Genomic DNA, 25,078 nt, shown 5'->3' with positions numbered 1-25,078 from the left:
AAAAGTAGGTTAACCTACTTTTTTTTGTTCTTTTTTTCTGGGGGAACAGCCTCTTTGTTAACCGGTTGTTTACTAACAGGAGGCGTCTTTTTCTCTTCCTCAGCCTTCTTCTTCAAGTTTCGGTTGTATTTACCTGATATTCTTTGAACAAACTCTCTAAAGCTATCAAATTGCTGTGTATAGATTAGACCTAAGGATGTTACATTGTTATTTTGGCTTATGCCAGTGTTAAAGAAGGTGTTTTGCTGTGTAGGAGGTTTATTGGCAAGCTTACCCACTAAAGTTCCATCTTTTTTAATTAAGGCTAAAACTTCAACTTCGCCACCTACATTATTTCTTGTAAAGCCAATTGGCGACAAATCGTTTGTACTGCGTTTATCCACAATTCCAGCGTTTAAAACTACGCGGTCATTAAAAAATCTAAAAGAAGCATTTGCTTCACTTAAAGAGCGGATATTAATGTCCACAAAATCAAGATTGAGTGAAGATAAGACATTATTAAATTGATTAAACAAAAGTTCTGTAGCAGTACTTGCTACTCCTGATGTTAATTGCTTGCCGAGAGCCTCTTTTCCCGTTCCAGGGGCAAAACTACGTCTTATGATCAAACTAAGTGCCTGAAGGTTCCTGTTGTTGTCGTCATTAAAATAAGATTGCATCTCTTCTTTGATGGCAGGATTTGAAGGGAAGAATATATCAAGTTTAATATCCGGCTTTAATAATGAACCGGTTAAACCCATTTCTACTTCAGTAAGTACGCGTTCGTTGGCATTATTTCCGCCATCTCTATTTGCGGCAGTATAAAGGTCACTCAGTCCCGCGCGAAGGGAGTAAATTGCCTTTAAATTTATTTGTGCCGTTGTAGGATTTCCCGTCCATCGGATAGTACCACCTTGTCTGATGTTAAATTTCTTATTTATAATTTCCTGAGCAGTAAAATCAAAGCTTCCTGATTCAATGATATAATCACCCGACATCTCAAAATCGCCAAGACTATTAATATTAAGCGCTAAATTTTTAGAATAGCCTTTACCACTTAAATTTCCTAAAGTGGTATAAATATTTGCGGTGCTATTTGCATCAACTTCAAGTTTCAGGTTCATTGTAAGTCCGTCAAAACTGGTTTGTTTTTTTACAACCTTAGTCGTGTCCTTATTTACAAATGTTATAAAATCTTTATTTGATACGGTCTCAGAGCTGTTAAGGGGAAGATTAAATACTGTCCCTTTCTCTGTCTTGGCATTAATATCTATAAATAATTTATTTGTTGGACCTTTAAATCTGAAGGTACCTGTTCCATAAGCCTTTCCAAAATATATAGAGTTATCTTTTTCCGTGGTATTCAAGGCCATGAAATCTTTAGCATTAATATCAATATCCAGCGTTGGTGTATTGATGTTATTGAGGTCAACCGTACCATTTGCGATGGCCTGGTTATCATCAACGTCAAGCAATTTCAAGTCGTTAATTTTGATCACGCTGTTTTCAACATCTACCTGGTCGTTTAATGTATATCTTGTTTTAAGATAATTAACTGTCACTTCAGCTTTGTCAAAAGATACCTGCCCATTAATTTCCGGTTTTTCAAATGGACCGGTAACCGTCAAAGATGATGAAATATGACCTTTAAGATCTGATACAAGTTCATTAACAAATGGTTCCAATACAGCTAATTCACTTTTATCGAGCTTTACGCTTATATCCATTTCTTTCTTTTCCAGATCAAGGACACCCAAAGCCCGAAGTRYWYSWCGSTCNGAAGAAACAATGTTGGTAAAAATGTTGGCTACATTATTTTCACGATCATAAGAAGAAGTATCGGTCAAATTGCCAATGTGGGTATTGTTAAAGGTTAAGGAATCTATTTTTAGATTATCTGATATCTTAGGCGATTTTAAGATATTATAAAGTTTTGTTTCTCCATTAACGTTACCTGCTAACTGCACGCCAAATGCTTTAACAAAGGGATTTATTGTTTTTAAGCTAAACTCTTTAAATCCGACAAGAAGCAAATCTTTTGGATCGTCGGACAGGATGCCGTCAATAGTTAAGAGCTGATTGCCGTTGCTTAAATCAAAATTGTTGATCTCGGTTTTTCCTTCGTGAAAACTAATCCTCACTTTTTCCTGAATCTTCCAGTCCTCATTATTTACTTTAAGCTGAGAAGGGAGTATGCTTACTCTGGCTGTGGTGTCGTTTGCGAACTCTACCAAGCCGTTTAAATCCAGTTGATTTGCATCATCTGAATTGGCAAGTTTTAAGTTAAGAGAGAGACTATCATTTCTCAATATATTTGATATGTTGACATTTTTAATATACAAACTGTCATTTAAGTCAACTCTATCTGATGTTATAATGGCTTGTAATTGATTTACGGAAGTATTCTCATCAATAATAATATTGTTTGCTACTATACCCTTGTACTTTAGCTTTTTTACGAAACCATTTAATGTGGCTATGTTGTTTGGAGAATCAAAATTACCAATAAAAACCGCTTGATCGTCGATTTCTAAGCCCGGAGCAAGAAGTTCTGCAATGGGCTCAAATTTTTTTATTTTTAGATTGAACTGAAAGATCTGGTCTCCATACGGTAGAATGTTAGTTTTGAGGGAAGGTATATACTTTTTCGCCAAGGCTTTATAGTACGATGGTATGGTGTTTAAGTTGTATTGGCCTTTTAAGCTGGCATCCAGAATATCTGAATGAATGGTAAGGTCTCTGTCTTTTCCTATACCTGCAGCCTTTAGTTCTACAGAATCAATATTGTAAATGCCTTTAACATTGTCTAACCGAATTTGTTGAATTAGAAGTTTACCCTGGATGTTATTTAGATTAGTGCCCGAGAAATTGGTGCTAAAAGTAGCATCAATTTTTAACGAATCCTTATATAGTTTTAAGGCCTTTAACTTTGCATTGTTTATTTGGGCTTTGAAATTAAACACCGGCAATTTGGGGTTCAGATTTACCCCGCCATCAAAAACAAGCTGAACATTTTTGTCATTAATTTGCAGACGCCCGTCGAAGTATTTTTTATCAAAAGTTCCATCAATTTTAACGTTTCTGTATCTATACTGATTAAAGTCGATGTAATCGATATCTCCATTTAGCTTTTCGGAAAGGTTTTTTATTTCTGTACCTCTTCCCTCCACATTTAAGGAGGCAGATATTCTACCCAGATCGTTCTCATCTAAAAGATTCCCTAAATTAAAATCGTAGGCTTTAACATTACCTGAATAAGAGGGGACACCCTTCTTATCTATTTTCATATTAACATCAGAAACCAATCTGCCTAATTTAGTTTTAAACTCCCCGTAAGCAATAAAATCGTTTTGGAACCCGGTAAATGAGCCATTAAAATTGATGTTGCCAAATTTTCCGATAACTACAGGGATCACTTTAGTCTTTTTCCCGGTTGTGCTTGTTAATATCTCATCCAGATCAGCTTTATTTGTTCCTGCCATCTCTATTTTAAGATCCATAAAAGTCTCTTTGAGATTCGGTAGCCCTTTTACAATAAAGTCCCCTTTTATATAAGTCGCTTTCCCGGCTTTAACAGATAACTTTTTTGCTTTAAGATTATTTACCAACCCAGTAATCCTTCCATCAACTTCAATTTCAAGATTCATCTGATCTAATTCCGGGGCAAAGTAGGCAACATCGCGCGATGCCAAATAGCTGTTCTTGAAATTAGCTTTCATTCTTACTTTATTCACATAATCTCTAAAGTCGCGGTATTTATCAAACCGCATTTGGAAGTAATCAGACAACCTGCTTTTATTCGTAACCAGCATCAGATTTTTTAACTCTATGCTATTGGTGTCCACAGTAGTAAAGGCCGTTAGGTTTTTTAAATAAAACCCACTCTTTTCCTTAAATGTCAGGTTTTTAATGTCGGCCTGGAGAATATGATCGGTAGTATTTAATTTTTCAAAAATTCCGTTAAAACTGGTTAGATATATGTCATCAAAGTTAACCCCTTTCATAACGGTATCCACTCTTTGGTTTTTGTATTTGAAGCTGATGTTGTTCAGAATAACTCTGTCAAATGATATTTTGTACGGTTTCTTTTTAGGTTTAACTGTGGGAGTCCCAGAGTCAAAGTAATCGATAATAAAATCAAGATTCGTAGACCGGTCCTTATATGATTTTAAATAAAAAGAACCATTATTAATTTGCACAGTATTAATATCAACTATTCGCTTTTTAAGCGAAATCTGATTGATGTCCACTAAAAATTTGGGTGTATTAAGTATAGTATCTTTCTGCCGATCCAATACAAGCAGGTTTTCTATTACTATATACTTAAAAGGTTTTATATATATGCCGGTTAAAGAAATGGTTGTATTAAGCTCTTTGGATAGGTATGATGCCGCTTTTTTAGCTACGAAAGTCTGAATAGGCTTAAATTGGATTGCAAATAGAATGACACCAGCAAGTAATAATACTGATGCAACGACCCAAAGAAGTATTTTTAATAGTTTTTTAATAATTTTGTAGCTTAATAATAATAAACGTGTCTGTAATACTTGCTATAGAATCTTCCTGCGATGAAACCTCCGTTGCTATATGTAACAACGGCAAAATTACTGCCAATGTTATTGCAAACCAAACAATTCATCAAAATTATGGAGGTGTAATTCCTGAGCTAGCTTCAAGGGTACATCAACAAAATATCGTGCCAGTAATACAACAGGCATTAAGTGATGCTAAAGTTAATAAAAAGGAGCTAAATGCAGTCGCTTTTACACAGGGACCTGGATTATTAGGCTCATTGTTAGTGGGTGTTTCTTTTGCAAAATCATTTGCACTTGCTTTAGATTTACCTTTAATTTCGGTAAATCATATGCACGCTCATATTCTGGCGCATTTTATTGATGATCCAAAGCCTAATTTTCCTTTCATTTGCTTGACGGTATCTGGCGGGCATACTCAAATTGTGGTGATAAGAAGTCATTTCGATATGGAGATAGTGGGTGAAACTTTAGATGATGCAGCAGGTGAGGCATTTGATAAAACTGCCAAAATTCTGAATCTACCTTATCCTGGTGGACCACTTATAGATAAGTATGCTAAAGAGGGGAACCCTTTGGCATATAAATTCGGGGAGCCTCAGATCAAAGATTTGAATTACAGTTTTAGTGGATTTAAAACCTCTATTTTATATTTTATCAGAAATCAGGAAAAGGAAAATCCTAACTTTGTTTCTGAACATTTACACGATATTTGTGCTTCGGTTCAGCATAGCATTGTGCATATATTGCTTAGTAAGCTAAAGAAAGCTGCTAAGCAGTATGGAATTAAGGATATTGCGATAGCAGGAGGAGTATCTGCAAATAGTGGATTAAGAGCAGGCTTAACAGCTCTTGCCGAGGAGTTAAATTGGAAAGTATATATACCAGCTTTTGAATATTGCACCGATAATGCGGCTATGATTGCTATTGCAGGCTATTATAAATATTTAAACAAGGATTTTGTGGAACAAGATGTTGCACCTTTGTCCAGAATGGAATTTTAATATATAAAAAGTAGAGTTATGGGTACAATGAGTTTTGTTTTCTTTGGGTTAATGCTATTGCCATTAATCATCTTTTTAATCTGGTTAATCAAAAAGGATAAAAACAGAAACTATATAGGGCTTGTGGTTTTGGTGGCGATGGCTATTATCGCGATTATTGCAATTGTCAGGTTTGACGAGCATTTTATGAAGAACAACACGCCGGGCATGGCACCAGATAGTCAAGCCCCTAGCTATAAGTAAAAAAGTCTTAAATAAAGAAGGGGGATTTTCAAAAAAGAAATACCCCTTCTAGTGTGTTTTAATTATGATTTAAGCTTTATCCTCTAGTTTATCGCCGGTTACTTCAGCTCTAATTTTAGCTTCAATCTCTTCAGATAGTTCTGGATTGTCAAGTAATAACTGTTTAACTGCATCTCTACCCTGACCAAGTTTTGTATCTCCGTATGAGAACCAAGAGCCTGCTTTTTTGATGATATTAAAGTCAACACCTAAGTCGATAATTTCACCGGTCTTAGATATACCTTCTCCAAACATAATGTCAAACTCAGCAACGCGGAAAGGTGGAGCAACTTTATTTTTAACAATTTTTACTTTAACCCTGTTACCTGCAACTTCATCAGAGTCTTTGATTTGAGAAGTTCTTCTGATATCCAAACGAACAGATGCATAGAATTTTAATGCATTTCCACCAGTAGTTGTTTCCGGGTTTCCAAACATTACACCAATTTTTTCACGTAATTGGTTAATGAATATACAGCAACATCCGGTTTTAGAGATTGTTCCTGTTAATTTACGTAGTGCTTGTGACATTAAACGAGCCTGAAGCCCCATTCTGGAGTCACCCATTTCTCCTTCAATTTCAGCTTTAGGAACCAAAGCAGCAACAGAGTCAATAACGATCACATCAATTGCACCTGATCTGATTAGGTTATCAGCAATTTCCAAAGCCTGTTCACCATTATCTGGTTGTGATATCAATAAATTATCTACGTCTACACCTAATTTTTTTGCATAACCTTTATCAAATGCATGTTCGGCATCAATAATAGCAGCTAAGCCACCTTTTTTTTGTGCTTCAGCAATAATATGAGTCGCTAAAGTTGTCTTACCTGAAGATTCGGGACCATATATTTCAATAACCCTTCCTTTAGGTACTCCGCCAATCCCTAAGGCAATATCTAAACTAATAGACCCTGTCGAAATAGATTCAATCGGTTCTACAGCATTGTCACCCAATTTCATAACGGTACCTTTACCATATGATTTTTCCAACTTGTCTAAAGTAAGTTGTAATGCTTTTAATTTGTCTGCGTTTGTGCTCATATTATTAAATTCTGTAAGAAAGTAACTACTTACATTTCTTAACGTAAAATGATTTTCTTTTTACTAATTATATTAGCAAATATAACTATTATTTAATTTAAAATAACAAATAAAATTATTATTTTTTTATTGTCGGTACTGAATCACTAAATATTTTAGTTATTTTATTGTTGTTTTGATAATATTTGCAAAAACTTGTGATTTCGCAGATACTGCATTTTGGAGATCTGGCTAAACAAACATATCTGCCATGTAGTATCAACCAATGATGTGCAACATGTATTGTTTCTTCAGGCAAGTTCTTCACTAAATCCTTTTCAACAGCTAAAGGAGTTTTTCCGGTAGTTAATCCTATTCGGTTCGCAACTCTAAAAACATGGGTATCTACCGCCATGGCAGGTGCATTATAGATAACTGACGCAATTACATTAGCTGTTTTTCTTCCAACGCCTGGCATTTTTTGCAAATCACCTATATCAGAAGGAACTTCGTTGTTGAAATCGTTAAGCAACATCTGGGCCATACCAACTAAGTGCTTCGCTTTATTATTTGGGTAGCTAACACTTCTAATGTAATCAAATACAATGTCGGGTGTAACACCAGCCAATGCTTTAGCATCAGGAAAACGTTGAAATAAAGCAGGAGTTACCTGATTTATTCTTTTATCAGTGCATTGAGCAGATAATATTACTGCCACAAGTAATTGGAACGGATTGTTGTAGTGTAATTCTGTTTCGGCATCTGGTTGCTTGGCAGAAAAATGAGACACAAAAAGTTTATATCTTTCTTTTTTGAGCATTTGCAAACTTATATAATTTTGCCTTTAATTTTCAATTTTGCACAAATTGAATCCCTGTCAAAGCATTTAAGTTAAATTTCATTTTAACGATATTCTTGCCTTTTAAAACGGGCAAATGAATATTTTTTATTTTCTTAAATGAAATGAATTTCAAATAGAGGCATAAAAAAAAGCTGCCAAATCTTTGGCAGCTTTAATTCGTTTGTAAATTACTTGGCTCTTGAGTAGGCTAAAATCTTCGAAATCGTTGTCTCAGAAGGGTTTTTAGCTAAGCTATCCAACTGTGGTTTAATGTTCTCATAGAACGATAAATCCTGTGGTTCAACATCATCTGCAGGAACTGTTTCCTGTTTTTTCTGTCCGTAATTTAATTTGTTAACTGAAGTAGAGGTTTCCATCATAAGCAATAAGCGTATATTAGTTTTACTAAATAACGCTATTATTATTAATTTATTTTAACCCTAACAACAATTTTTTATATTTTCTTTTTTTGGCTTTATCAGGATATTTCTTTAACCTTCATCATCTTCCGAAGATTGCTCAAAGCATACCTCATACGCCCCAAAGCGGTATTTATACTTACGTCAGTTAAATCGGCTATTTCTTTAAAACTTAGATCGGCATAGTGACGCATAATTAATACTTCTTTCTGATCGTCGGGCAACAAATGAATCATAGCTCTTAGATCAAAATGAGTTTGTTCTCTTAAAATCCGGTCTTCGGCGCTTTCTTCATGAAACTGAAGCATGTTAAATACATCAGTGCCATCGGCGCTTGTAATTACAGGTCCTCGTTTTTCACGTCTAAAGTAATCTATCACCAGGTTATGCGCAATACGCATTACCCATGGTAAGAATTTACCTTCTTCGTTATAACGTCCAGATCGTAACGTGTTAATTACCTTAATAAAGGCATCCTGAAATATGTCTTCAGCCAAATACTGGTCTTTAACCAATAAATAGATTGAGGTGTAAATTTTTGATTTGTGTCTTCTTAAAAGTTCTTCCAAAACGGCTTCATCACCGGTAAGGTATAACTTCACCAAATCTTGATCACTATATTGTTGTAATTTCATAGGAGTATCCTAACTAAATTCCCTTGCTTTAAATGCTAAAAAATACTTAGTAGATGTTTGTTTCGATATAATTTCTCCTATTGTTTTTTAAGATGGTGGTGTGTTTTGTTCAGTTAATATATTTCAAAAGAAGCATTTTTTTATTAGAATTCAATAGAAAAAGTGTTAAAAAAAAATAAAAGTGGTCTCAGAGCCTTATTTTTGCATTCTCCCAAAAAACCAAATATTCGTTTTTTGGGGTATATTAGCAATATTCTATCACGAAATCAATGAGCAACGAAATCGACAAAGATCCACACAAAAATATTATCATAAAAGGTGCCAGAGTTCACAACCTAAAGAATATCGATGTAGCCATCCCCAAAAATAAGCTGGTTGTAATAACCGGAATGTCGGGGTCGGGCAAATCATCTTTGGCATTCGATACACTATATGCTGAAGGTCAGAGGAGATACGTAGAAAGTTTATCTTCTTATGCTCGCCAGTTTATGGGAAGAATGAATAAGCCTGATGTCGATTATATAAAAGGAATCGCTCCGGCTATTGCTATTGAACAAAAAGTAATCACCTCAAACCCCCGGTCAACTGTAGGTACGTCAACAGAAATTTACGATTATCTTAAGCTTCTGTTTTCAAGAATAGGCAAAACATATTCTCCGGTTTCCGGTAAGGTGGTAAAAAAAGATACAGTTACTACAGTTGTTGATTTTATATCTAAACTGGAGGATGAAAGTACAGTCACAATATTTTGTCCTTTATTTCCGCACAATAACAGATCTGTAAAAGAAGAGCTTGCTGTACTTTTACAAAAGGGATTTCTTAGGATTTCATATCAGGACAAAGTTCATAAGATTGAAACGATCCTTGAGGATGAGACTTTCAAAGATTTCGAATTAAAAGACGAAAATACGATCAGGATTCTGATTGACCGTATTGTTGTCAACTCTGATGAGGAGACGCTAAGCCGTATCGCCGACTCTGTACAAACAGCCTTCTTTGAAGGAAAGGGAGATTGTTATGTAGAGCATGAAGGTAAGTTAACAAACTTCTGCGACCGTTTTGAACTTGATGGTATTCGTTTTGATGAGCCTACACCAAATTTCTTTAGCTTCAATAACCCATATGGAGCCTGCAAAAGGTGCGAGGGATATGGAAACGTAATTGGAATAGATGAAGATTTAGTTATTCCCGATAAAAGCAAAAGTGTTTTTGATAATGCAATTGCACCTTGGCGTGGCGAAAAAATGAAGGAATGGCTAAATAAACTTGTTAAAGCCTCTTCCAAATTTGATTTCCCGATTCATAGACCATTTAATGAATTAACCGAAAAGGAGCAGAAGCTATTATGGACTGGTAATAAGTATTTTGAAGGTCTGGATGCCTTTTTTAAAGAACTGGAAGAGCAGACTTTTAAAATTCAATATCGCGTAATGTTATCTCGCTACAGAGGAAAAACATCATGTCCTGATTGCAAAGGCTCCAGGTTACGCAAAGATGCCTCTTATGTAAAGATCAATGACAAGTCGATTATTGACATTGTTTTGATGCCTTTATCCACCATACTTGATTTCTTTGATAATTTAAACCTTTCGTCAAATGACGAGAAAATCGCCAAGCGCTTATTGGCCGAGGTGAGCAGTCGTGTGCTATACCTTAATAATGTTGGCCTGGGTTATTTAACACTCAACAGGTTATCTAATACACTTTCTGGTGGCGAATCTCAACGTATTAATCTGGCTACCTCTTTAGGGAGTAGTTTGGTAGGCTCTATTTATGTGCTTGATGAACCAAGTATAGGATTACATCCAAGAGACACGAATAAGCTTATAGAGGTATTGGTGTCGCTTAGAAATGTAGGAAATACCGTTCTTGTAGTAGAGCATGAGGAAGAAATGATGAAAGCCGCCGACCATATTATTGATATCGGTCCGGAAGCCGGAACGCATGGCGGTAACCTGGTTTTTAGTGGTACATACGAACAGATCATTAAGGATAAGAAAAGTTTAACCGGGAAATATCTTTCCGGCGAAGAACAAATTGCCGTTCCTAAAAAAAGAAGAGGTTGGAAAGATCATATTCTAATTAAAGGAGCCAGAGAAAATAACCTTAAAAATATAGATGTAAAGTTTCCCTTAGGCGTATTCACCGTAGTGAGTGGTGTTTCCGGATCTGGAAAAACAAGTCTGATCAAGAAAATACTTTATCCTGCGCTGCAAAAGGCAATAGGGAATTATGCAGGAGAACAAACCGGAGCCTACGACGGTATTTATGGGAATTACGAGCTGGTTAGTCAGGTTGAAATGGTAGACCAGAATCCAATTGGCCGATCATCAAGATCAAATCCGGTAACCTATGTGAAAGCTTGGGATGATGTAAGGGCGCTATTTTCGGCATTGCCTGCCGCTAAAGCAAGCGGACTAAAACCTGCAGCATTCTCGTTTAATGTTGAAGGTGGGCGTTGCGATGTTTGTCAGGGAGAGGGAGAGGTGAAAATAGAGATGCAGTTTATGGCTGATATTTACCTGCCATGCGAAACCTGCGGGGGCCGAAGATTTAAGCAACAGGTACTTGATATCACCTATCAGGATAAAAACGTTGCCGACATTCTGGACTTAACAATCGAAGAAGCAGTGGATTTCTTTAAAAAAGAACCCAAAATTTTAAACAAGCTACAGCCTTTGGTAGATGTAGGTTTAGGGTATGTACATTTGGGCCAATCGTCTAACACACTTTCTGGTGGAGAGGCGCAGCGTATCAAGCTTGCTTCCTTCTTAATCAAAGGAAATAATGCCAATAAAACGTTATTCATTTTTGATGAACCAACCACAGGATTACATTTTCATGATATTAAAAAACTATTAGTTGCCCTTAACACCTTAATCGAGCAGGGGAATACAATTTTGGTAATAGAACATAATATGGACATGATAAAATCTGCTGACTGGGTAATAGACATTGGTCCAGAGGGAGGAGACAAAGGGGGTAACATTGTTTTTGAAGGTACTCCTGAGGATCTTTTACCGGTAAAGTCATCTTACACTGCTAAGTATTTAAAAGCACATTTGAAATAATTGTATCTTCGCCCATGCTTTTTTTAACACTCTTTCTCGGGATAATTCTGAATATGGTTGGATACATACCACCGGGGAACATTAATCTTACTGTAGTTCAGATAACGATAACAAGGGGACTTCGCCAGGCATTGTACTTTATTATGGCGTTTTCAACTGTCGAAATACTTTTCACTTTTGGGGTGATGCGTTTTGTACAATGGCTATCCAGCGAAATTCAGCTGGATAACATTATTGATGTAATCATGGTTTTCATGTTTGGAATATTAGGTGTAATTACCTGGAAGTCTCGTAAGGAGATGCCTAAAGCCGATTATTCAAAAAAGGACAGCATAAAATATGGATTGCTTTTGGGTGTTGTTAACCCAATGCAAATACCCTATTGGTTGTTTGTAGGTACGTACTTAATATCACATGAGTGGATAGATATCGGTTATCTTTCTTTATCTGTTTTTAGTATTGGGTCGGGTATTGGTGCCGGCTTGGCATTATATGGTTTTGCCCGCTTTGCTCAATACATTCAAGAGAAATTTGCGTTGAGTAGCTATATCGTAAACAAAGGGATTGCGCTGCTTTTCTTCGCATTGTCAGCGTATCATATATGTAAAATAGTATATATACACTTTATAAAATAAGTATACTACTTCTTCAAAAATTCAAGATTCCAAATCTTTTCTGCTCTGCGTCCAATGAACCAAAATGAGGCTGCCAGTACGCAAAAGAAAAGTGCTTTGTGCCAGGTGTCCCAGAAGTATTCAAAGTATCTGGTATACAGGTTTATAAATAGAAAGGTAATTCCAAATTCCCTTGCAACATCATCCCTGTATTTTAAGCCGATATAAATACTTACCAAACAAAATGCAGCTGATAATATGCCCCAGTAAAACAGACTTAGCTGTTTTACTGAATACCATTCTTCTAATGAGCCGAAGTTGCCAAATACCGAAAGCAGCCAAAGAGAAACAAAAAGATATACCATCCCGCAGACATAATTTACCTGAAAAAAGATACCCATCTTTTTATTGCCCTTAATGATAAAAGAAAAGGCAGTTATGCATAAGCCAAAAAGCACAAAACGAAGCGGATAATTCATCCCCACAAAGTACCAGTTCCAACGCGATAGGTAACCCGTTTCAGTGCCAAACCAGGCACCTAATGATATCAATACAAAAGCCCATATCAATCTTGATTTAAATATATAGGCCAATACGCCGTATATAAATACAGATATTAAAATGAGCAAGGAGAAATGCGAATTACCGTTGTCAATAGCTTTGCCCAGGTAGGCAATGGCATTTGCAGTTAACATCACGGCAGTAAAAACCATGGCCTCGTTGCTAAATACAAGGTGTGACTGGAGCTTTTTTCTTTTAAAACTGAAATAGTATAAGGCAGCTGCACCAGCTGCCGATAAGATACTGATCATCATATCCGAAGCTGTGAAAATCTGCTCCAGATAGTTCAAAATCTTATTGTCAATCAAAAGTGCGCCTAACGAAATAACCCCACAGGCCATTGCTATCCAAAAAGAATACTGAGCCAATCGGCGCCAGTCGAAACTTTTAGTTTCATAACTCTCGCGTAATCTGCTCACATCATCTGGCGACAAGAGGTTTTCCTCTTGCCAATGATTTAGCATCTCATCTAAAAAGTCACTCTTTTCCTGATCAATTTTCATTTAGATACAAGGTACATCCTGTTACCCTAAAATCAAAATCTGTAATTTACTTTAGTAGTTCAGGAACCTTCTTATTGTTTCCTACAATCCATACAATGTCACCATTCTCAAATGTAAGTGTCGARYYARGATNKKAAKATCCGCTCGCCATTTCTTTCAATTCCCACAACTAGCCCCTGAGTCATTTCTCGTATTCCCGAATTGCGAATAGTCTGCCCATAAACTGGTGAGCTGCTGTTGATCACTATTTTTTGAAGAGCCATGTCTTCTTTAGGGAAGCTAGATTGCAAATTATCGTCTATACTTCCTTCAAATAGCTCTTTTACGGCTGCTAGCTGATCATCTGTTCCTATTACCAAAACCTTGTCATTAGGATACAGTCGTTCGTCTCTGCCTGGTGTTGGGATCATAATTTTCCCACGTTCAATCAATGCAATATTAACCCCGTATTTTTCCCTTACAGACAAATCAATAAGGGTTTTTCCAACAAGTGTTGATTCAGGTGCCACCGTAAGCTCTACAAGGTGAGTATCCCATGGCAATATTTCTGGCTGTGCATTTTGAGCCTCTCTGGCATTAAGGTTAAGCAGAAATCTGCTTTCAAGTTTGTTGTAAAAACCTTGCAGCCTTCTAGAGAAAACAAACATACATAGCACAATCAGGGCTATTGCGATAACAATCGAAATCCAGGTGCTATAGAACTGGTAAATTAAAATGCCGACAAAGAAAATAGCCAAAGAAATACGTAAAACTTCGAGTGCAACAAGTGGCCCCCGCGTATACTTTTTATTCAACCATAAATGAGAATAAGCCTTTCTTTCAATTCGTCTTATGGCTAAGGCCCACAAGAATGGTGTCATTATAAACAGCGTGACTATCAAACTGATCACAATACCATTATTACCATTAATCAGGTTCTGAGTTATAAAAGGCTGAAGATATTTTGAACCCAAAAATACTATTGCAATAAGAATAACCGAGTGTATAATAAGGTTAAAGGTATACGATTTGAGTAGTGTTTTCCAGTCACTTAGTGTAGTTATGCCCGCGGTACTTGAGCTATAACGGTTGATGCCCTCCACCCATTTTTTAGGAAGTTTACGTTCCAGAAATAAATAGAAAGGTTCAGAAAATTTAATCAGATAAGGAGTAGTAAAGGTTGTAATGGCCGATACTGCAACCGCAATAGGGTATAAGAAGTCGCTGGTTACCTTAAGGGTTAAACCTAAAGTTGCAATAATAAAGGAGAACTCGCCAATTTGAGCTAAACTTAAACCTGTTTGTACCGATGTTTTTAAAGGTTGCCCGGAAACCAATGCGCCTAATCCGGAGCTTAAAAACTTGCCGAAAACAGTGGCCAAAGTAATTACAACAATAGGAACAGCATAATCAATCAGAATGCTTGGATTGATTAGCATACCTACGGATACAAAGAAAATCGCAGCAAACAGGTCTTTAACAGATTTTGTAAGGTGTTCTATTCTTTCGGCCTGCGTCGTCTCAGCTAGTATTGATCCCATGATAAATGCACCCAAAGCAGGAGAGAAGCCTACCTTCACAGCAAGTAACACCATAAGTAAGCACAAAGCGATAGAAACCACAAGCATGGTCTCATCATTCATTAATTTCTTTGTGGCCTTTAAAAAAGTGGGAACAAGGAATATACCGCCTATAAACCATAAGACCAGGAAGAAACAAAGTTTAAGAATAGAGATCAACATCTCTGCTCCTGCAAACTGCTGACTAACGGCGAGGGTTGATAGCAATACCAACAATAAAATGGCCACAAGATCTTCAACAATCAGGACACCAAAAACCAGCCCTGCAAACTTTTTATGCTTTACGCCAAGTTCTTCAAAGGCCCTAATGATAATTGTAGTAGAGGATACTGATAATATACCACCAAGGAATATGCTATCCATTGTAGACCAGCCCATAGCCAACCCGGCTACAAACCCAATCAGCAACATAAATACAACCTCAACAATAGCCGTTATAGATGCGGAACCGCCCACCTTTACCAGCTTTTTAAAACTAAATTCAAGTCCTAAACTAAATAATAAGAAGATAACCCCAATCTCTGCCCAAATATGAATGCTTTCATTATCAGTAACAGTTGGTATAAATTTAATATGGGGGCCAACAAGTAGTCCGGCCAAAATATAACCAAGTACTAATGGTTGTTTAATTCTTTTAAAAAGGAGTGTAGTTATCCCGGCAGCTGCAAGGATTAAACCTAAATCAGTAATTAATACTGGTAGATGTATCATAGAAACGCGTATTTTTTAATGTATAATTTATTGTGTAACAGTGGTGGTATAAATTATAATTACCAAAAAACATGTTTTGGGTACAGAAAATTAAAAATATAGGAGTAACTCGAAAATGAAAAAGAATTATAATAGTTTGCAATCAGCGGGCATAAGGCTATCTGATTGTCCTGGCGCTTAAAAGGCAGGAAAATTCCAAAAGTGGTTTTCTTTACAACTTGTTGTAGTGCGGGAAGATCTTCGAAAGATGTTTTCTGAAGTGATGATTTGCCTTTCTTACTAAAAACTAATGTTTTTTTAACATTAATACTCAATCCCCTATGTTTGGTTTTTTCCACGTTAAGACCTTTCCCATTTACTAAGTGGAAAGAAAAAAGATGGATAAAAACGATTAATATAAGAGTAAATAACGGCCTCATTGTCGTAAATATACGAAAAAAATGCCTTTATTTAGAATAAAAGAGCCTTTAAATGAGGTTATGACGATTTCCTGAAATATTCTAAAGTTGCTTCTTTGTCTTTTTGTAGCTGTTCTTTTAATGCTTCAAGTCCGGTAAATTTAACATCGTGTCTTAGAAACTCGAGGAAAGTCATTGTAATATCCTGACCATAAATTTCCTGGTTAAAATCAAATATATTTACCTCAATGTTTCTGGTCATTCCGTTAATTGTCGGGCGTTGACCAATGTATGCCATTCCCTTAAATACCTGATTATTCAGTTCAACAGTCACGGCATAAATCCCATCGGAAGGAATTAGTTTATAAGTTTCCTCAACAAAAATATTTGCCGTAGGGAAGCCAATAGTACGTCCAATTTTATCGCCTTTAATAACCCTGCCGTGTAAAGAGAAGTTGTAACCAAGGTAATTGGCTGCAAGTGCAACATCGCCATCTAGCAATGCTGTACGGATCTTTGTAGAGCTTACCGCAACATCATTAATATCCTGTTCCGGTATTTGCTCGATTTTATAGTTGAAGTTTTTGGAGAAAGCTTCTAAATCCTGAAGACCGCCTTTTCTATCCTTACCAAAACGGTGGTCATACCCCACAATCAGATGTTTGATGCCAATTGTATCAACTAAAATATTCTTGATGTATTCTGCAGGCGTCAGGTTAGAAAAGTCGCGTGTAAAAGGGGTAATAATTAAGTGATCTACACCAAGACTATCTAATATTTTAGCCTTTTCGTTAATGGTGTTGATCATTTTTAAGTCCTGATTCTCAGGGTCAATAATTAGCCTGGGATGCGGAAAAAAGGTTAAGATCACGCTTTCACCGCCAGTTGATTTTGCAAGTTCACAGAGTCGCTTAATAATTTTTTGGTGCCCATAATGTACACCATCAAAAGTTCCTATAGTTGCAACTGCGTTGTTTAGCTTTCTAAATTCCGAAAAGTGATTATATATTTTCAAGGTAGTTTTAATTAATGTAGAGCCTGGCGTTTCACTACGCCACCCTTTATGTCGGCAATTTGTTGCTGAATCACAAACGCATCCGGATCGATCTGCCTTATTGCGGTTTGTAGCTTACTCATTTCAAGTTTAGTAACTACCGTATAAAGTATGTCTATGTCCTTTTTTTCTCCGTATCCTCCTTCGCCTTTATAAATTGTTACCCCCCGTTTCATTTGGTTGATAATGAATTTTTTTATGCGGTCGTTTTTTTCTGAGATCACCGTAACACCGGTATACTGCTCAATACCATTTACAATATAGTCGACCGTGTTAGATGCTGATAAATAAGTTAAGATGGCATATAGTGCCTTATCTATGCCCAAAAATATTGCAGCGAATGCGAAAATGATAATATTTAAAATAAGGATGATATTACCTACAGTGAGGGTACTCTTTTTACTGATGTATAAGGCCAATACTTCTGTACCGTCAATTACGCAGCCACCACGCATGGCCAATCCAATTCCACCGCCTAAAAACAGACCTCCAAAGAAGGCAATCAATAGGGGGTCATGAGTAATCGGCTTAAAAGGGGCTATAATAAGTAGAATGGCCAGCAATGATATCGCAATAGATGTTTTAATGGCGAATACTTTACCAATTTGCCTATATCCCAAAATAACAAAGGGGATGTTGATGATAATAATCAGATATGAAAGGTTGAGTTTTGTAATGTTGCTAATTAGCAGTGATATACCAGTTACTCCGCCATCTATAAATCCGCTAGGCAGCAAGAAGCTTTTCAATCCAAAACAAGCCGAAACAATGCCACATATTATTAAAAATATATTTTTGGCGATGTTAAGTTTTTTGGATTTCATCTGGCCACGCATAACTATTCTTTTTTAAGTCTAAGATAGCTAACTAAATCTGCTACCTCAAAAGCATTTTCAAGTAAAAAGTTACCGCTACGTGTGCGGGTAAGTTTTGATAGGTATGCGCCATTGTTAAGCTGCTTACCAAAATCAGAAATCAGTGACCTGATGTAAGTTCCTTTACTGCAAACAATCCTGAAATCAATTTCGGGAAGTGCTATTCTGGTAATTTCAAATGCAGAAACAGTCACATTACGTAAACGCAATTCTGTTTCTTCACCTCTTCTTGCTTTCACATAAAGGCGCTCTCCATTTACTTTTACAGCAGAGTGTGCAGGTGGATATTGCTGTATATCGCCAACAAAAGGAGCCGTGGCAGCATAAATAGCTTCTTCAGTTATTCCATCTAACGAGAATTCCTGATCAACAACAGTTTCCAGATCAAAGGATGGAGTCGTAGCACCTAAAACCATAGTACCGGTATACTCTTTCTCTTCGGCCTGAAAAGTATCAATTTGTTTGGTCAATTTCCCGGTGCAAAGTATTAATAAACCCGTAGCCAGCGGATCTAAAGTTCCGGCATGGCCTACCTTTAATTTCAAAGGTTTTAATGAGTTGCGAATTTTTCCAACTACATCAAAACTTGTCCATTTGTATGGCTTATTGATGAGCAATAGCTCACCTTCGGCAAAATTAAAATCAGGAAATGTTTTGGTTACTATTGGTTCTTCTTTATCCTCACTCATTACAATACGTTCATTTCAACTCCCGAAAAATATAGTACAAGAAGCAGAACACCTATAATAATTCTATACCAGCCAAAAATCCGAAACCCATGTTTAGATAAAAATCCGATGAATGATTTTATTGCAATTATTGCTACAATGAATGCAATAACATTTCCGAAAAGCAACAGTTTAACGTTTTCAGCATTCAGTAATTCATATCCTTTCAAAAGCTTGTAGCCAGTAGCGGCACACATAGTGGGTACGGCAAGGAAAAAAGAAAACTCTGCTGCGGCATGTCTGGTTAATTTTTGTTGCATACCTCCAATTATTGTTGCCGCACTTCTGCTTAAACCCGGAAATGCAACAGCTAGAACCTGAAAACATCCGATTTTAAAAGCAGTAAGATTGCTGATCTCGCTTTCGTGATTGATGGTCTGATTTTTAAATAACTTATCAATAAACAACAATACAATACCACCAAGCAGCAATACCACCGCAATAAAGATAGGGTTGCCTAAAGTGTTATCTATAAAGTCGTTTAATAAGAAACCAAAAAATAAAGCAGGTATAACTGCAATGATTAGCTTAATATAGAACTGCCATTTACTAAAATCAAAAAACTTTTTCCAGTAAAGTACCACTACGGCTAATATTGCGCCTAATTGTATGGCTACCTCAAAAAGCTTTACGAATTCATCTTTCCCAATTCCCATAAAGGAACTGGCAATAACCATGTGGCCGGTTGAAGAAACCGGCAAAAACTCCGTTAGCCCTTCTATTATAGCTAGGATAAGGGCCTGTAAATAATTCATGTGCTAACCTATTTTTTTAATATGGCATAAACCCCAAAACCGAACCCGGCTAATACCACCATCGGGGCAAGCAATGTTTTTCTGAAGTCGTATATATCTGTTGTGCCTATCATTAAAATAAAGCCGAATACAACAATGGCTATGCTAATAAGCAATAACTGATAGTTCTTTTTTGTGAAAACTAATTCTGATTTTGAATCCTGATGTACAGGAGTAGATTTTTTTTCTATCATTATCTGTAAAGGTCGTAAATTTTTAAACGTAAATATTTGCTAACGGCAAATGAGGTACTTATAGCAGTAATAAAAATACCTACCCCCACAAGGCCAAGTAAAACAATACCAAATTCAGTATAATTTCTAAGAATTACAATTTCCGGAATCTCTCTCTGTGCATAATACAATATACCTAGTAGGATCAGGATGGCAATAAATGCCGCAATTAATCCGTGTAAAGCAGCTAATAAAATAAAAGGTCTGCGGATAAAGCCTCTTGTGGCCCCAACCAGTTGCATGCTTTTAATTAAAAAACGCTGGGAATAAATGGCGAGTCTTATTGTATTGTTGATCAGCGCAACAGATATAATTAACAAAATAGCAGCAAAGCCAAGAATAATTAATCCTATGGTATTGATGTTCTTATTTACCATATCAATCAATGAACTCTGATAGATTACTTCTTTAACCACAGGGTTTTTAGCGATACTTGCCTTTAACGTGTCTATACTTTTGTTGTTCGCATAATTTGCCTTTAAGTATACATCAACTGTCGATAGTAAAGGGTTGTAGCCAAGAAAGTTAACAAAATCTTCACCAAGGTCGTTGGTTAAGTTTCTGGCTGCCATTTCCTTATTTACATATTGAGTGGTCTTAATAGCCGGATTGGCATTAAGCTCCTTTTGAAACTGCAAAACATCTGTTTCTTTGGCGCCTTCATCTACAATAATGTTTAGCACAATATTTTCCTTCACGTAATTGGAAAGGTTTTTTGCATGTACCAATATCAAGCCCAACATACCCAGCATTAATAAAACCAATGCAATACTGAAGATTGTAGAAATATAAATGGTTTTTGTCTTCTTAGAAGCATCGCTCACTTCAAATTCTTCCATGTATTTGTCTTTATGTTTTGCGAAAATAAAAAATATAAGCAACTAATTTAAATTATATGCCTTTTATACTTTAAAACTTCAAAAACTTATAACGGAATTTGTGTTTAAATAGTGTTAAGTTTATGCTGGTGCGACACTGATTCGAGGATGAGTCCACCTTTCTTACGAAAAACACGGACCTAATGTGGACTCCCTGTGTACTCAACGTGGACCGATGCAGAGGAGTCTTAAAATATATTATATTTGAATTGCATTATGATTGATAAGAAATTCATTTATAAATTGGGCAAGTGGTTGCTAATAATCATTTTACTTAGTTTCGTGGCGGGCACAATGTCTGCAATATTTTTAACGTCATTAGATCTGGCAACAAATTTTAGAACCAAACATCCATATGTTCTTTACTTACTGCCTTTAGGAGGGCTGGCAATTGGATTGATTTACCATTATTCGGGTAAAAGTGTTGAGCGAGGTAATAACCTGGTTTTTGATACCATTCATAACCCTAAGGACATTATTCCATTCAGGATGGCTCCCTTGGTGCTCATTGGTACTGTTGCCACACATTTTTTTGGCGGTTCTGCCGGCAGGGAGGGCACAGCGTTGCAGATGTCGGCCGCAGCGGCAGATCAGTTTCATAAAATTTTCCATTTGAGTAAGCAAGAGCGGATAGTACTTCTTATTGCAGGTTTAAGCGCTGGTTTTGCCTCCGTTTTTGGGACCCCCATTGCAGGAGCTATTTTTGGTATCGAAGTGTTGTTACTAGGCAAAATTCCTTACAAGTCAATTTTACCTGCGCTTGCAACAGCTTTTTTGGCTGCTTATGTTACCAGTTTGTGGGGTGTTGGCCATGCCCACTATCATATCGATTCAATCCCTCAGCTTTCTTTAAGGGGGATTGCCTACAGCGCTGTTGCCGGGGTGTTTTTCAGTATTGCTGCGGTAATATTTGTAAGATTGACTCATCAACTGTCTCTGATTTTTAAAAAGATCAATTACGCACCCATGCGACCTTTTGCCGGGGGCTTACTGGTCATTGCTATTGTGTCATTGTTAGGTACTTATAAATACCTTGGTTTAGGCATACCCACTATAGTCGAATCATTTTTGCAAAGTTCAAAACCCCAGGACTTTGCTTTAAAAATCCTTTTAACAGCGGTTACGCTTGGTGCCGGTTTTAAAGGTGGCGAGGTTACTCCGCTCTTTTTTATTGGCGCAACACTAGGCAGTGCACTTTCATTTTGGCTTCCTTTGCCTGTCGGATTGTTGGCCGGTATGGGTTTTGTAGCAGTTTTTGCCGGTGCTGCCAAGACGCCGCTAGCTTGCTGTGCTATGGCGATGGAACTTTTTGGAATTTCTTGCGGTATTTATGTAGCAGTGGCCTGTATAGTTGCTTACCTTATTTCGGGAACCCATAGTATCTATAATGCCTCAGAAAACAAAGCGCCAAAGCACTTTTTATTCGGTAAATTTTCGCTTACAGATGTACATCGCAAGGGTGAAATGAAAACTTCTTAGCCAAACTTTTCTGTAACCACCTTAATTTCTTTATTTTCGCGGGATATAAAGGAATTAGCAGTAATGGATTACCAATTTAAAGAAATAGAACAGAAGTGGCAAAAGTTCYGGSSWCAAAATCAAACGTTTAAAGCAGAAAAAGATACAACAAAACCTAAGTTTTACGTTCTCGACATGTTTCCTTACCCATCTGGTGCGGGTTTACACGTGGGCCATCCACTCGGTTACATTGCTTCCGATATATTTGCCAGGTATAAAAGATTAAAAGGATTTAACGTATTGCATCCAATGGGATACGATTCTTTTGGATTACCGGCAGAGCAATATGCTATACAAACTGGTCAGCATCCGGCTTTAACTACCGAAACCAATATCAATACCTACAGAGCGCAATTGGATAAAATTGGTTTCTCTTTTGATTGGAGTAGAGAGGTACGCACCAGCGATCCGGGATATTATAAATGGACACAATGGATCTTTATGCAATTGTTTAATTCCTGGTATAACCTGGAAACAGACAGAGCTGAAGATATCACTTCGTTAATTGAAAAATTTAATGCTTCGGGCAGTGCTGATGTAAAAGCAGTTTGCGATGAAGAGGTTAAGTCTTTCTTGCCTAGTGATTGGGCAACCATGACCAGCGAGGAGAAACAGGAAGAATTATTAAAATATCGTCTTACTTATTTAAGAGAAAGTACTGTGAACTGGTGCCCTGCATTGGGTACTGTACTTGCTAACGATGAGGTGAAAGACGGGTATTCAGAGCGTGGCGGATATCCTGTAGAGCAAAAGAAAATGATGCAGTGGAGTATGCGTATTTCTGCATATGCAGAGCGTTTATTGCAAGGCTTAAATACAATTGACTGGCCTGAGCCGGTTAAAGAGATGCAGCGTAACTGGATTGGAAAAAGCGTTGGAGCAAGCGTTAAATTTGCTATAGAAAATGCTCCGGAAGGTATTGCCGACTATATTGAAGTTTTTACCACGCGCGTGGATACTATATTTGGTGTGTCTTATTTGGTTTTAGCGCCAGAACATGAACTTGTGACTGCATTAACTACATCAGCACAACTGGATGATATTAATGCTTACATCGCTAAAACTAAAAAGAAATCAGAGCTGGATCGTATGGCCGATACAAAAACTGTATCAGGTGCTTTTACAGGTAGCTATGTAATTAACCCGGTAAGCGGAGAGCGGATCCAACTTTGGATTGCAGATTATGTATTAGCAGGTTATGGAACCGGTGCAGTAATGGGTGTGCCTAGTGGCGATCAGCGCGACTGGCTTTTTGCTACTCATTTTAACTTGCCTATTGTACAGATCCTTGATGCGCAAAAAGACATCGAGCATCAGGCAGATGCCACTAAAGAAGGTAAATACATTAATTCTGGTTTTATAAACGGAATGAATTATACCGAGGCTACCCAAACTTTAAATGCCTGGTTGGAAGAAAAAGAAGTAGGTAAAGCAAAGGTGAATTATCGCATGCGTGATGCGATTTTTGGCAGACAACGTTATTGGGGCGAACCAATTCCTGTATATTTTAAAGATGGATTGCCGTATTTGATCAAAGAAGAGGAATTGCCGTTAATGCTTCCAGAAATTGATAAATACCTTCCAACCGAAACAGGCGAGCCACCATTGGGCCGTGCAGAAGATTGGAGCTACGATGATCAATATGAATATGAGTTGAGCACTATGCCGGGATGGGCAGGGTCTAGCTGGTATTGGTATCGTTATATGGATGCTAAAAATGATTCAGACTTTGCCTCTAAAGAAGCGATTGCTTATTGGAAAGATGTCGATTTATATATTGGTGGTGCTGAGCACGCAACCGGACATTTATTATACAGCCGTTTCTGGAATAAGTTTTTAAAGGATTTGGGATATGTGCAGGAAGAGGAGCCTTTCAAAAAACTAATTAACCAGGGAATGATACAAGGTAGAAGCAACTTTGTATACCGGGTCGTAGATGAGGAAGGACGTGGTACAAACACACTCGTTTCTCTTGGTTTAAAAAAGGATTATAAAACCTCCGCCTTGCATGTTGATGTAAACATTGTAGAGAACGAAGTGCTGAATATTGAGAAATTCAAAAAATTCAGACCAGAGTTTGCCGAAGCAGAGTTTATTCTTGAGAATGGAAAATACATCTGCGGAGTGGAAGTAGAGAAAATGTCTAAGTCCAAATTTAATGTAGTAAACCCTGATGTGCTGATCGAGAGTTACGGGGCAGATACGTTAAGGATGTACGAAATGTTCCTTGGACCACTTGAGCAAAGTAAGCCATGGAATACCAATGGTATAGAAGGTGTGTTCAAGTTCTTACGCAAATTCTGGCGTTTATTCCATAATGAGGCATGGCAGTTTAATGTTAGTGATTCTGTACCTACAAAGGCTGAATTAAAGGCTTTACATAAGATCATTAAAAAAGTGCAGGATGATATTGACCGTTTCTCGTTCAATACTTCTGTATCGAGCTTTATGATTGCCGTGAATGAGCTTACAGATTTAAAATGCAAGAACCGCCAGATACTGGAAGACCTTGTTGTAGTACTTGCTTCTTATGCACCACACATTTGTGAGGAGCTGTGGGCTTTATTAGGTCATGATGAAGGAACTTTGTCATATGCCAAGTATCCTGTGTATAATCCTGCTTATATGGTGGAGGATGAGTTCAGTTATCCGATCTCAGTTAATGGTAAAACACGCTTAAACATGAACTTAAGCCTCGCTTTAGAGCCGAAAGAGATTGAAGAAACTGTTTTAGCTGATGAACACGTTCAGAAATACCTTGAAGGTAAGGCACCTAAAAAGGTAATTGTAGTAAAAGGACGGATTGTAAATATTGTGATTTAGATTATAAGGCGCCCGTCATCCTGAATTTATTTCAGCACCTCGC

At 37.0% G+C, this 25,078-nt stretch carries 19 protein-coding genes; 6 read left to right on the top strand and 13 right to left on the bottom strand.

Annotated elements, in window-relative coordinates; translation table 11 throughout:
* Positions 1 to 14: 14 nt before the first annotated feature.
* Positions 15 to 4,274, bottom strand: coding sequence for a translocation/assembly module TamB domain-containing protein (locus N824_RS17285; RefSeq protein ID WP_235207177.1), 4,260 nt, complete (start codon positions 4,272 to 4,274; stop codon positions 15 to 17).
* A gap of 239 nt (positions 4,275 to 4,513) precedes the next feature.
* Between N824_RS17285 and tsaD the strand changes: the two genes are divergently transcribed.
* Positions 4,514 to 5,515 (top strand): tRNA (adenosine(37)-N6)-threonylcarbamoyltransferase complex transferase subunit TsaD, encoded by a 1,002-nt coding sequence (gene tsaD / locus N824_RS17280; protein ID WP_048906409.1) that lies wholly within the window; start codon positions 4,514 to 4,516, stop codon positions 5,513 to 5,515.
* An 18-nt stretch (positions 5,516 to 5,533) separates the two neighbouring features.
* The gene (locus N824_RS17275; protein WP_048906408.1) at positions 5,534 to 5,758 is read left to right on the top strand and encodes a hypothetical protein; all 225 of its coding nucleotides are present in this window, start codon (positions 5,534 to 5,536) and stop codon (positions 5,756 to 5,758) included.
* Between the two features lie 69 nt (positions 5,759 to 5,827).
* On the opposite strand, the gene recA is transcribed toward N824_RS17275, so the two are convergent.
* The 4 genes from recA to N824_RS17255 form a co-directional block, all read right to left on the bottom strand.
* A complete protein-coding gene (recA, locus tag N824_RS17270; RefSeq protein WP_048906407.1) occupies positions 5,828 to 6,841 on the bottom strand; it encodes a recombinase RecA in 1,014 nt (337 codons plus the stop codon).
* Positions 6,842 to 6,959: 118 nt separating this feature from the next.
* A complete protein-coding gene (gene nth, locus N824_RS17265; RefSeq protein ID WP_048906406.1) occupies positions 6,960 to 7,640 on the bottom strand; it encodes an endonuclease III in 681 nt (226 codons plus the stop codon).
* Positions 7,641 to 7,849: 209 nt separating this feature from the next.
* Positions 7,850 to 8,041 (bottom strand): hypothetical protein, encoded by a 192-nt coding sequence (locus N824_RS17260; protein ID WP_152542359.1) that lies wholly within the window; start codon positions 8,039 to 8,041, stop codon positions 7,850 to 7,852.
* Positions 8,042 to 8,139: 98 nt separating this feature from the next.
* The gene (locus N824_RS17255) at positions 8,140 to 8,715 is read right to left on the bottom strand and encodes an RNA polymerase sigma factor (RefSeq protein WP_048906404.1); all 576 of its coding nucleotides are present in this window, start codon (positions 8,713 to 8,715) and stop codon (positions 8,140 to 8,142) included.
* Between the two features lie 269 nt (positions 8,716 to 8,984).
* Between N824_RS17255 and uvrA the strand changes: the two genes are divergently transcribed.
* Together uvrA and N824_RS17245 are read left to right on the top strand one after the other, a co-directional pair.
* Positions 8,985 to 11,786, top strand: coding sequence for an excinuclease ABC subunit UvrA (uvrA, locus tag N824_RS17250; protein WP_048906403.1), 2,802 nt, complete (start codon positions 8,985 to 8,987; stop codon positions 11,784 to 11,786).
* A 53-nt stretch (positions 11,787 to 11,839) separates the two neighbouring features.
* Positions 11,840 to 12,421 (top strand): LysE family transporter, encoded by a 582-nt coding sequence (locus tag N824_RS17245; protein ID WP_235207176.1) that lies wholly within the window; start codon positions 11,840 to 11,842, stop codon positions 12,419 to 12,421.
* Positions 12,422 to 12,426: 5 nt separating this feature from the next.
* Here the strand turns inward: N824_RS17245 and N824_RS17240 are convergent, their stop codons facing one another.
* From N824_RS17240 to N824_RS17200, 8 genes are all read right to left on the bottom strand, one after another.
* Positions 12,427 to 13,464: a hypothetical protein gene (locus N824_RS17240; protein WP_048906401.1), complete on the bottom strand. Its 1,038-nt coding sequence runs from the start codon at positions 13,462 to 13,464 to the stop codon at positions 12,427 to 12,429.
* Positions 13,465 to 13,571: 107 nt separating this feature from the next.
* Complete coding sequence (locus tag N824_RS17235; RefSeq protein WP_152542357.1) at positions 13,572 to 15,734, bottom strand: cation:proton antiporter; 2,163 nt, start codon at positions 15,732 to 15,734, stop codon at positions 13,572 to 13,574.
* Positions 15,735 to 16,211: 477 nt separating this feature from the next.
* Positions 16,212 to 17,147, bottom strand: a complete 936-nt coding sequence (locus N824_RS17225) for a bifunctional riboflavin kinase/FAD synthetase (protein ID WP_048906399.1) — start codon at positions 17,145 to 17,147, stop codon at positions 16,212 to 16,214.
* A gap of 11 nt (positions 17,148 to 17,158) precedes the next feature.
* Positions 17,159 to 18,010 (bottom strand): YitT family protein, encoded by an 852-nt coding sequence (locus N824_RS17220; RefSeq protein ID WP_235207175.1) that lies wholly within the window; start codon positions 18,008 to 18,010, stop codon positions 17,159 to 17,161.
* Positions 18,011 to 18,024: 14 nt separating this feature from the next.
* Positions 18,025 to 18,750, bottom strand: a complete 726-nt coding sequence (gene truB / locus N824_RS17215; RefSeq protein WP_048906397.1) for a tRNA pseudouridine(55) synthase TruB — start codon at positions 18,748 to 18,750, stop codon at positions 18,025 to 18,027.
* Positions 18,750 to 19,544, bottom strand: a complete 795-nt coding sequence (locus tag N824_RS17210) for an undecaprenyl-diphosphate phosphatase (RefSeq protein WP_048906396.1) — start codon at positions 19,542 to 19,544, stop codon at positions 18,750 to 18,752. The genes truB and N824_RS17210 overlap by 1 nt, the downstream gene beginning before the upstream one ends.
* Positions 19,545 to 19,552: 8 nt before the next feature.
* Positions 19,553 to 19,777: a DUF3098 domain-containing protein gene (locus N824_RS17205; protein ID WP_048906395.1), complete on the bottom strand. Its 225-nt coding sequence runs from the start codon at positions 19,775 to 19,777 to the stop codon at positions 19,553 to 19,555.
* Complete coding sequence (locus N824_RS17200) at positions 19,777 to 20,655, bottom strand: ABC transporter permease (protein ID WP_048906394.1); 879 nt, start codon at positions 20,653 to 20,655, stop codon at positions 19,777 to 19,779. Before N824_RS17200 ends, N824_RS17205 begins: the two co-directional genes overlap by 1 nt.
* A gap of 333 nt (positions 20,656 to 20,988) precedes the next feature.
* Here N824_RS17200 and N824_RS17195 point away from each other — a divergent pair, with 333 nt between their 5' ends.
* Positions 20,989 to 22,173 (top strand): voltage-gated chloride channel family protein, encoded by a 1,185-nt coding sequence (locus N824_RS17195; RefSeq protein WP_235207173.1) that lies wholly within the window; start codon positions 20,989 to 20,991, stop codon positions 22,171 to 22,173.
* Positions 22,174 to 22,236: 63 nt separating this feature from the next.
* Positions 22,237 to 25,035 carry a leucine--tRNA ligase gene (gene leuS, locus N824_RS17190; RefSeq protein ID WP_048906392.1) on the top strand — a complete coding sequence of 933 codons (2,799 nt, stop codon included), beginning with the start codon at positions 22,237 to 22,239 and terminating at the stop codon, positions 25,033 to 25,035.
* The last annotated feature ends 43 nt before the right edge of the window (positions 25,036 to 25,078 follow it).

Origin of the sequence: Pedobacter sp. V48, assembly GCF_000523515.1 — a bacterium.
In the GTDB taxonomy this organism is placed as follows: Bacteria; Bacteroidota; Bacteroidia; order Sphingobacteriales; family Sphingobacteriaceae; genus Pedobacter.
This window is presented reverse-complemented; position numbering and strand designations above follow the sequence as displayed.